Genomic DNA, 9,656 nt, shown 5'->3' with positions numbered 1-9,656 from the left:
GGCCCACCAGAGACAAGGGCAAGGGCCCCTCGGTCTGGATGGCCGGCCCTGCGCTCGTACTGTTCGTCGTCTTCGCCGTGGTCCCGCTGCTCGGCGTGGTCGTCCTGTCGTTCATGACCTGGGACGGCCTCGGCGACCCGGTGTGGGCCGGGGCGGACAACTGGGGCAGGACGCTGACCGACCCGGTCGCGCAGAACGCGATGCGACTGACCGCGATCGTGACCGTCGTGTCGTGGATCTTCCAGGCACCGGTCGCCCTCCTGCTGGGCGTCTTCATGGCCGGCCGCCAGCGCTACCGCGCCGTCCTGTCGGTCCTGTACTTCCTTCCACTGCTGTTCTCCGCCGCTGCGGTCGCGATCGCCTACCGGGCGCTGCTCGACCCGAACTTCGGCCTCGGCTCGGCACTCGGCATCCCCTGGTTGTCCCAGGACTGGCTCGGCAACCCCGACCTGGCACTGTGGGTCGTGCTGTTCGTCATCGGCTGGTGCTTCGTCCCGTTCCACTCCCTGCTCTACCAGGGCGGCGTCCGGCAGATCCCGGTCGCCTTGTACGAGGCGGCGCTCCTCGATGGTGCCGGCCGGGTGCAGCAGTTCTTCCACATCACGCTGCCGCAGCTGAAGTACACGATCATCACCTCCTCGACGCTGATGATCGTCGGGTCCCTGACCTATTTCGACCTGATCTTCGTCCTGACGGGCGGGGGGCCGGGCAACGCGACCCGGATCTTGCCGCTGGACATGTACCTGACCGGCTTCCGCAGCTACGACATGGGCAAGGCCAGCGTCATCGCCGTCGTCCTCGTCGTCGTCGGCGTGACCGTATCGCTGCTGCTGAACTGGCTGTCCGGGGCGAACAAGATGGAATCGCAGATGGAGGGCGTCTGATGTCCGCACGCCGCGCGCGCACCGCGCCCAACGTCCTTGGTGGCCTGGCCGGCTGGATCTGGCTGGCGATCATCATCGTGCCGATCTATTACATCCTGGTCACCAGCCTGCGTCCGCAGGCCGACTACTACGCCGAGAACCCGCTGTCCTGGCCGTCGAACCCGAGCCTGGACGCCTACGGGCAGGTCCTGGCCAACGACTTCCTGCGCTACTTCGGCAACTCCGTGCTCGTCACCGTGATCTCCGTCGTGGTGATCCTGGCGGTGTCACTGATGGCGTCCTACGTCGTGGTGCGCTCCACCCGCCGCTCGACCTCACGGCTGTTCCAGGTCTTCCTGCTGGGGATCGCCATCCCCATCCAGGCCACGATCATTCCGGTCTACTACCTGATCGTCCAGCTCGGCCTGTATGACACCTTGTGGGCGCTGATCCTGCCCTCCATCGCGTTCGCCATCCCGCTGTCGGTCCTGATCCTGACCAACTTCCTGCGCGACGTGCCCGGTGAGCTGTTCGAGTCGATGACGGTCGACGGGGCAGGGGAGTGGCGCACCCTGTGGAGCCTGGCGCTCCCGCTGACCCGACCCGCCGTCGTCACCGTCGGCGTCTACAACGCCCTGCAGGTCTGGAACGGGTTTCTGTTCCCCCTGGTGCTCACCCAGAGCGCCGAGACCCGCGTCCTGCCGCTCTCGCTGTGGGCCTTCCAGGGCGAGTTCTCCGTGAACGTACCGGCCGTGCTCGCCGCCGTCGTCCTGTCCGTCCTGCCGATCCTGGCCGCCTATGTCGTCGGGCGCCGCCAGCTCGTCTCGGGACTGACCGCGGGCTTCGGAAAGTGAGCCGGGCGCGTGGCGTCGCCGGGCTCTGCCCTGTCCTGCCGTCCTCTCCGCCCCTCCTGCAACGAAAGGCCTGATCGCGATGACCCTGTACCACGTCGCTACCACCGGATCGGACACCGCCGACGGGAGCGAGGAATCCCCGCTACGAACGATCAGTCGCGCCGCCGGTCTCGCTCAACCAGGCGACACGGTCCGCGTCCATGCCGGTGAGTACCGCGAATGGGTCAAGCCGGCGCGTGGTGGTCTCAGCGACCAGCGGCGGATCACCTATGAGGCGGCCGACGGCGAGCATGTCGTGATCAAGGGATCGGAACGCGTCACCACCTGGACGCACGACGGCGGGGGCGTGTGGCGAGTCGAGATCCCCAACGTGCTGTTCGGTGACTTCAACCCGTTCGCCGAGACGGTCGACGGAGACTGGATCGTCCCACCCGTCACAGGGGAACGTGCCCACCTGGGCGAGGTCTATCTCAACGGACGCAGCTTCTACGAGGTCCATGACCGTGGCGCGGTCGACGATCCGGACCGTCGGACCGAAGCGACGGATGGATGGACCGGCACCAGCGAGCTGTTGCCGGATCCTGACCGGACCCGCTACGTGTGGTTCGCCGAGGTCGGCACCGAGACCACGACGATCTGGGCCAACTTCCAGGACGCCGACCCCAACGACGAGCTGGCGGAGATCAACGTCCGCCGCTCGGTCTTCTACCCGACCCAGCACCATCTGGACTACATCACCGTGCGTGGGTTCGAGCTCGCGCAGGCGGCTACGCCATGGGCTCCGCCCACGGCCGACCAGCCCGGCCTGATCGGCCCGAACTGGGCCAAGGGCTGGATCATCGAGGACAACACGATCCACGACGCGAAGTGCTCGGCGATCTCCCTGGGCAAGGAGGCGTCCACCGGGCAGAACTACTCCACCCTGCGCGGGGACAAGCCTGGCTACCAATACCAGCTTGAGTCGGTCTTCGCCGCTCGCGAGATCGGGTGGGACCGTGAGCACATCGGGTCGCACGTCGTGCGCCGCAACACCATTTTCGACTGTGGCCAGAACGGCATCGTCGGACACCTCGGCGCGGTGTTCTCGACCATCGAGGACAACCACATCCATCACATCGCGACAAAGCGTGAGTACTACGGGTACGAGATCGGCGGCATCAAGCTGCACGCCGCGATCGACGTGCAGATCGTGCACAACCGCATCCACGACTGCACGTTGGGCACCTGGCTCGACTGGCAGACCCAGGGCACCCGCGTGACCCGCAACCTCTACTACGCCAACACCCGCGACCTGTTCGTCGAGGTCAGTCACGGCCCCTACGTCGTGGACCACAACCTGCTCGCCTCACGTGTCGCGCTGGAGGTCTTCAGCCAGGGCGGTGCCTTCGTCAACAACCTCGTTGGCGGCGCGGTCCGGCTCGAGCAGGTCATCGACCGGGCGACCCCGTACCACCGGCCGCACAGCACACAGGTCGCCGGCTACGCCGTGATCTACGGCGGCGACGACCGCTACATCGGAAACCTGTTCCTCGGCGGTGAGGCCGACCGGGCGTTCCAGCCCGGGAGTGACGGTCATCGCGTGACCACGTTCGGGACCCATGGCTACGACGGCAGCCCCTCCACCTTTGCCGACTACCTTGCCGGCGTCGACCAGGACGACGGCGACCACCAGCGCTTCCACGGGCTTCGCCAGCCCGCGTACATCCACCACAACACCTACGCCAACGGCGCGCGGGCCTACGAGCACGAGAAGGACGCGCTCGTGCTCGACGACGCGGTCAAGGTCGCTGTGGTCGACGAGGGCGAGCACGTCTACCTCGAGACCGAGCTGCCGCAAGCACTGGCTGCCCCGCGCACCGACCTGGTCACAGGCATCGACCTGCCGCGGGTCCGGTTCGCCGACGCCGACTTCGAGGCACCTGACGGGACCGTGCTGGTGCTGGACACCGACCTTGTCGGCGAGCGCAAGCGGCCCGGCACGTCCTACGCGGCAGGTCCACTGAACGCGCTGACGAGCGGGACAGCACGAGCGCGGGTGTGGTGACCCGTAGGCGGTGGGCCAGCCATGTCACCGTCACGGACCGAGTGACGGGTCCCCGTCCACACGACCTGTAGCATTGGGACCAGTCTTCCGGCACCTGCGGGCGCCGGCGGGTCCGAATGAGACAGCGGACTGCGAGCGGCTCCCGACCTCCACAGTTGGGAGCCGCTCGTTCTTTTCGTCGTCCCTACGTCCTCGAGCGATCACGTTGCGCGTCGACAGTTGCGCGTCGAGAGAGGAGCCGGAGGAGGGAGGTCCGAGTCACATCGAGCCCATAAAAAGATCGCCACGCCCCCTGAGTATTTCGAGGAGACGTGACGATGAGTGTGTCCGGAGGGGGACTTGAACCCCCACGCCCGATAAAGGGCACTAGCACCTCAAGCTAGCGCGTCTGCCATTCCGCCACCCGGACAGGTGGACCGTTCCCGGCGTTTCCGCCTTCCCGGTGCGTGGAAAAACATAGCACGCAGGTCGGGTGGGTTCCGAATCGAAAACCGTGTGACCTGGGTCGCGTGCCGGACCGCCCTACGTGCGACTGCCCACCACCGGCTGGCAGACTCGCAAGACGTGACTACCCCGCACTGGCCACTGACCACCGAACGGCTCGAGCTGCGCCCGGTCACCCCCGCGGACGCCGACGCGTTCTACGCGTGGCGCTCGCTGCCCGAGGTGGCGCGCTACATGTTCCAGCCCCCGTGGACGCCCGAGCTCGCCGCGCGCAAGCTCGTCGACTGGTCCGGCGCCCCGTTCACCATGCCGGGTGACGTGCTGGTGATGGCGGTGACCCGCCGCGCGAGCCGGGACATCATCGGCGAGGTGCTCCTGAAGTGGGCGCCGGGCACCGGACAGGTGGAGGTGGGCTACGGGTTCCACCCCTCCGTCGCGGGATCCGGCTATGCCACGGAGTCCGTCCGTGCGGCGCTCGGGCTCGCGTTCGAGACCTACGGCTTCCACCGGGTCTTCGCGCGCATCGACGAGGAGAACACCCCGTCGGCACGGGTGTGCGAGCGCCTCGGCATGCGGCTGGAGGCTCGCCTGGTGGAGAGCGACCTCCGGCCAGACGACGGCGCGTGGGCCACCGAGCTGAACTACGCGATGCTCGCGCACGAGCATGCGGCCGGCCCGTCCGTGTCCGGGCGCCAGTTGTCGAGGGATGCGACCTGCCGCTAACGTCCGCCTGGACAATTCGCCCAAAAACAATAGTGGGAGCATGGCGATGACGGTTGACGCGCCGACGGTAGCGCCGACGACAGCGGCGGAGTCGCCGATCACCTCGCAGCCCGTCGGGGCAGGGTTCGGGGCGCCCTGGATCCGGTCCACCGGCGACCTGGCATGGAAGCTGGTCGGCATCGGGCTCGCGGTCGCCCTGGTGTTCTACGTGGTGAGCCTGGTCCAGATCGTGTTCGTCGCGCTGTTCCTCGCCCTGGTCTTCACCTCGGTGCTGCTCCCGCTCGGTGACCTGTACGACCGCGTGATGCCCCGCGGGCTGGCGATGGCCGCGTCCCTGCTGACCGCCGTGCTCGCCGTCGGCGGGCTCGTGACCTACGTGGTCTCCTCCGTCGTGAGCCGGTGGGAGGAGCTCGCCACGGAGTTCGGCACGGGCCTGACGGACCTCGCGGCGCTGGTCACCGACATCCCGCTCGTGGCGAGCCTCGGCACACCCGGCGACTGGCTGGAGGACGGCGGCGCCTGGCTCCAGGACAACGCCGGCTCGTACGCGGGCACCGCCGCCCAGAGCGCCGGGATCATCGGCGAGGGCGCGACCGCCGTCGTCCTCGCGATCTTCTGCACGGTGTTCTTCCTGACCCAGGGCGGCCGCATGTGGCGCTGGGTGCTGTCCCTGGTCCCCGCCGACCGGCACGACCGCTGGGAGAGCGCCGCCGGCGCGGGCTGGACGGCGTTCTCCGGCTTCACGCGCGGCATGTTCTTCGTCGCCCTCGCCGACGGCGTGCTGGCCGGCGTCTTCCTCTCCGTCGTGGGCGTGCCGCTCGCGCTCCCGCTGTCCGTCGTGGTCTTCCTCGGGGCGTTCGTCCCCATGATCGGCCCGGTCGCCGCCATCGTCGTCGCCGCGCTCGTCGCCCTCGCCGCCAAGGGCCCCGTCCTGGCGCTCGTCGTGCTCATCGGCATGGTGGTCGTGGCACAGATCGACGCCAACGTCCTGCAACCGCTGATCACCGGCAAGCAGGTCTCGCTGCACCCCGTGGTCATGGCGCTCGTCGTCGCCGGTGGCTCGGTGGTCGGCGGCCTGCTCGGCGCCGTGGTCGCGGTGCCGCTCACCGCGGTGACGTGGGCGGTGATCAGCACGCTGCGGAAGACTCCGGCACTGGTCACGACGTCAGGCACAGCGCCGGGCACACAGCCCGGCGATGGGGCAGACTGACTCGGTGCCCGACCCTGTTCCACCACCGCACAGCGAGCCCGGCGACCCGGCACCGGCCGAGAACGCACCACCACCCTGGTTGCGTACGGCCGCCGGCTGGTCGTGGCGCCTCATCGTGCTCGTCGCGGGCATCGCCCTGGTCTTCTGGGCCGTCACGCAGGTCCTGATCGTCTTCGTCGCCGTGTTCCTGGCACTCGTCATCACGGCGGTGCTCAACCCGCTGACCGACCTCTACCACCGGGTGATGCCCCGCGCCCTGGCCACCGCCGCCGCCATCCTGTCCGGCGTGCTGGTCATCGGCGGGCTGCTGACGTACGTCGTCGTCTCGGTCGCCGGCCAGTGGGAACGCCTCGCGGGAGAGTTCAACACCGGCATCGACCAGATCGTCGACCTGATCGAGAACAACCCCTTGCCGGTCAACGTCGAGGTGGACACGCGCGACCAGTGGATCGACGACGCCGCCGACTGGATCCAGGAGAACTCCCAGACGCTGGTGAGCCGCGCGGCCGAGAGCGCGGGATCGATCGTGGAGGGCATAGCCGTCCTCGTGCTGGCGATCTTCTGCACCATCTTCTTCCTCGCGTCCGGCGCCGCGATGTGGCGCTGGTTCATGACCCAGGTGCCCGCCCGCACCCGGAGCAGATGGCACGCCGTCGCGGGCGCCGGCTGGTACACCTTCTCCGGCTACACCCGCGGCATCGTGCTCGTCGCGATCAGCAACGGCATCCTGGCCGGCATCTTCCTGTCCATCCTCGGCGTGCCGCTCGCGGCACCCCTGGCCGTGCTGGTCTTCATCGGTACCTTCATCCCGCTCATCGGCGCGCCGCTGGCCATGATCATCGCGGCCGTCGTGGCGCTCGCGGCCGACGGCCTGCTGACCGCCCTCATCGTCACGGTCGGCATCGCGGGCATCGGCCAGCTCGAAGGGCACGTGCTGCAGCCGCTCATCATGGGCAAGCAGGTCTCGCTGCACCCGGTGGTGGTCGCGCTGGGCGTCACCTGCGGCACGGTGGTCGGCGGCATCCTCGGCGCGATCGTCGCGGTGCCGCTCATCGCGGTCGCCTGGTCCGTGTACAGCACGCTCCGCAAGGATCCGGACGGGATCCTGCCCGACGACGCGGCCGACCCGCCCGGCGACGTCGACCCGCCCCACGAGTCGCCGGCGACGTAGGACCGCACCGGCTGTGCCGGGCATGGCCGGGGATGTCAGTGAGCGTCCGTAGGCTGGGGGCATGGTCGATCTCTTCGATGCCGCGACTACCGACACGGCCGGCACACCGGCCGCCCGGGCGTCGTCACCCCTCGCCGTGCGGATGCGCCCGGCCACCGTCGACGAGATCGCCGGGCAGCAGCACCTGCTGGAGCCCGGCTCCCCGCTGCGCCGGCTCATCGAACCAGGGGCGGGCGGCCGTGCCGCGCCGTCCTCGGTGATCCTGTGGGGTCCGCCCGGTACCGGGAAGACCACGCTCGCCTACCTCGTCGCCACCGTGTCCGGGCGCCGCTTCGTCGAGCTGAGCGCCGTCACAGCGGGCGTCAAGGACGTGCGCCAGGTGGTGGAGGACGCCCGGCGCCGCCTCGCCACGGGCGGCGACGAGACCGTGCTGTTCGTCGACGAGGTGCACCGCTTCTCCAAGTCCCAGCAGGACGCCCTGCTGCCCAGCGTCGAGAACCGGTGGGTCACGCTCGTGGCCGCGACCACCGAGAACCCCAGCTTCTCCGTGAACTCGCCCCTGCTGTCCCGCTCGCTGCTGCTCACGCTCCGTCCGCTGGAGACCGAGCACGTCCGCGAGCTGATCCTGCGCGCGGTCACCGACGAACGCGGCCTCGGCGGGTCCGTCGAGCTCGACGACGACGCGACCGAGCACCTCCTGCGCCTGGCCGGCGGCGACGCCCGCAAGGCGCTCACCATCCTGGAGGCCGCGGCGGGCGCCGTCCTGTCGGACGAGGACCCGAGCAGCGATGCCGTGCCCCGCATCGGCCTGCCCGACGTCGAGCGCGCCGTCGACGTCGCCGCCGTCCGCTACGACCGCGACGGCGACCAGCACTACGACGTCATCTCCGCCTTCATCAAGTCCATCCGCGGGTCCGACGTCGACGCGGCGCTGCACTACCTCGCCCGCATGGTCGCCGCGGGGGAGGACCCGCGCTTCATCGCCCGGCGCCTGGTCATCTCCGCCGCCGAGGACATCGGGATGGCCGACCCCTCCGCCCTCCAGACCGCCGTGGCCGCCGCGCAAGCGGTCCAGCTCATCGGCATGCCCGAGGGGCAGCTCGTGCTGGCCGAGGCCGTCGTGCACCTGGCCACCGCACCGAAGTCGAACGCCTCCTACCTGGGCATCAACGCGGCGCTCGCGGACGTCCGCGCCGGGCGGATCGGCACCGTGCCGCCGCACCTGCGCGACGCGCACTACTCGGGCGCGAAGCAGATCGGGCACGGTGACGGCTACCGCTACGCGCACGACTGGCCGCACGGCGTCGCGCCGCAGCAGTACCTGCCCGACGTCCTGGCCGGCTCGCGGTACTACGACCCGAGCGACCGCGGCTACGAGCGGCAGGTCTCGGAGCGGCTGGAGCGCATCAGGGGGATCCTGGGCAGCGAGGGGAAATGACGGGGAGTGACGGGCACGCGTGATCGGCCCCACGGCGGGCCGATCTCCTGACGTGCGCTAGGATGTACAGGTTGCCCATGGCGACTCCCTGGGACCTCGGCCCCGCGAACGGGATGGTCGGATCACCGATCCACCCGCCCGTTCCATCGGCTGGTCCCGCACCCGGTGTGGTTCCCCCTCGTGGGGGAGCCGTGCGCGGGTGTGACCTTCATTCACTACAGGACAGGAATTCACAGTGACTTCTGTGACCCGTGCGCGCCGTCAGGTGCGCCTGAGCCGCAAGCTGGGCCTCGCGCTCACGCCCAAGGCCGTCAAGCACTTCGAGAAGCGTCCGTACCCGCCCGGTGAGCACGGCCGTGCCCGTCGCCGCACCGAGTCGGACTACGCGGTGCGTCTGCGCGAGAAGCAGCGTCTGCGTGCGCAGTACATGCTCCGCGAGAAGCAGCTCCTCAAGGTGTACGAGAACGCCCGCAAGCAGGCCGGCCTGACCGGTGAGGTCATGGTCGAGGACCTGGAGACGCGTCTCGACTCGCTCGTGCTGCGCGCCGGCTTCGGCCGCACCATCCTGCAGGCCCGCCAGCACGTGACCCACCGTCACATCCTGGTGGACGGCAAGATCGTGGACCGCCCGTCGTTCCGCGTGAAGCCGGGCCAGACCATCCAGGTCAAGCCGAAGAGCCAGGCCACGGTGCCGTTCCAGGTCGCGGCCGCTGGTGCGCACCGCGACGTGCTGCCGGCCCTGCCGGGCTACCTGGACGTCGCTCTGGAGAAGCTGTCGGCCACGCTGACCCGCCAGCCGAAGCGCGCCGAGGTCCCCGTGACCTGCGACGTGCAGATGGTCGTCGAGTTCTACGCTCGCTGATCCGGCACAGCACTCCTGGACGGCCCCGTCCGCGCTCCGGCGCGGGC

At 69.5% G+C, this 9,656-nt stretch carries 8 protein-coding genes and 1 tRNA gene; 8 read left to right on the top strand and 1 reads right to left on the bottom strand.

Annotated features, from left to right (window positions below):
* The first annotated feature begins 38 nt into the window (after positions 1-38).
* The 3 genes from ACFWE2_RS22435 (at position 39) to ACFWE2_RS22425 (ending at position 3,761) form a co-directional block, all read left to right on the top strand.
* Positions 39-884, top strand: a complete 846-nt coding sequence (locus ACFWE2_RS22435; protein ID WP_377226422.1) for a carbohydrate ABC transporter permease — start codon at positions 39-41, stop codon at positions 882-884.
* Complete coding sequence (locus ACFWE2_RS22430) at positions 884-1,717, top strand: carbohydrate ABC transporter permease (protein WP_377226421.1); 834 nt, start codon at positions 884-886, stop codon at positions 1,715-1,717. Before ACFWE2_RS22435 ends, ACFWE2_RS22430 begins: the two co-directional genes overlap by 1 nt.
* 79 nt (positions 1,718-1,796) lie before the next feature.
* Positions 1,797-3,761, top strand: a complete 1,965-nt coding sequence (locus ACFWE2_RS22425; RefSeq protein ID WP_377226420.1) for a right-handed parallel beta-helix repeat-containing protein — start codon at positions 1,797-1,799, stop codon at positions 3,759-3,761.
* Between the two features lie 324 nt (positions 3,762-4,085).
* Here ACFWE2_RS22425 and ACFWE2_RS22420 read toward each other — a convergent pair.
* Positions 4,086-4,170: transfer RNA gene (locus tag ACFWE2_RS22420), tRNA-Leu, on the bottom strand.
* A 155-nt stretch (positions 4,171-4,325) separates the two neighbouring features.
* Here ACFWE2_RS22420 and ACFWE2_RS22415 point away from each other — a divergent pair.
* The 5 genes from ACFWE2_RS22415 to rpsD all read left to right on the top strand — a co-directional run bounded on the left by ACFWE2_RS22415 (position 4,326) and on the right by rpsD (position 9,609).
* Complete coding sequence (locus ACFWE2_RS22415; protein ID WP_377226419.1) at positions 4,326-4,928, top strand: GNAT family N-acetyltransferase; 603 nt, start codon at positions 4,326-4,328, stop codon at positions 4,926-4,928.
* A 40-nt stretch (positions 4,929-4,968) separates the two neighbouring features.
* Positions 4,969-6,138, top strand: a complete 1,170-nt coding sequence (locus tag ACFWE2_RS22410; RefSeq protein WP_377226418.1) for an AI-2E family transporter — start codon at positions 4,969-4,971, stop codon at positions 6,136-6,138.
* Between the two features lie 4 nt (positions 6,139-6,142).
* Positions 6,143-7,309: an AI-2E family transporter gene (locus ACFWE2_RS22405; RefSeq protein ID WP_377226417.1), complete on the top strand. Its 1,167-nt coding sequence runs from the start codon at positions 6,143-6,145 to the stop codon at positions 7,307-7,309.
* 61 nt (positions 7,310-7,370) lie between these two features.
* Positions 7,371-8,747: a replication-associated recombination protein A gene (locus ACFWE2_RS22400; RefSeq protein WP_377226416.1), complete on the top strand. Its 1,377-nt coding sequence runs from the start codon at positions 7,371-7,373 to the stop codon at positions 8,745-8,747.
* A gap of 235 nt (positions 8,748-8,982) precedes the next feature.
* Entirely contained in the window at positions 8,983-9,609 is a 627-nt protein-coding gene (rpsD, locus tag ACFWE2_RS22395) for a 30S ribosomal protein S4 (RefSeq protein ID WP_377226415.1), read from the top strand.
* Positions 9,610-9,656 lie beyond the last annotated feature (47 nt).

This window comes from Promicromonospora sp. NPDC060271 (assembly GCF_042726755.1).
Lineage (GTDB): Bacteria > Actinomycetota > Actinomycetes > Actinomycetales > Cellulomonadaceae > Promicromonospora.
Note: the sequence above shows the minus strand (reverse complement) of the source record. Positions and strands in the feature narration are given on the sequence as shown.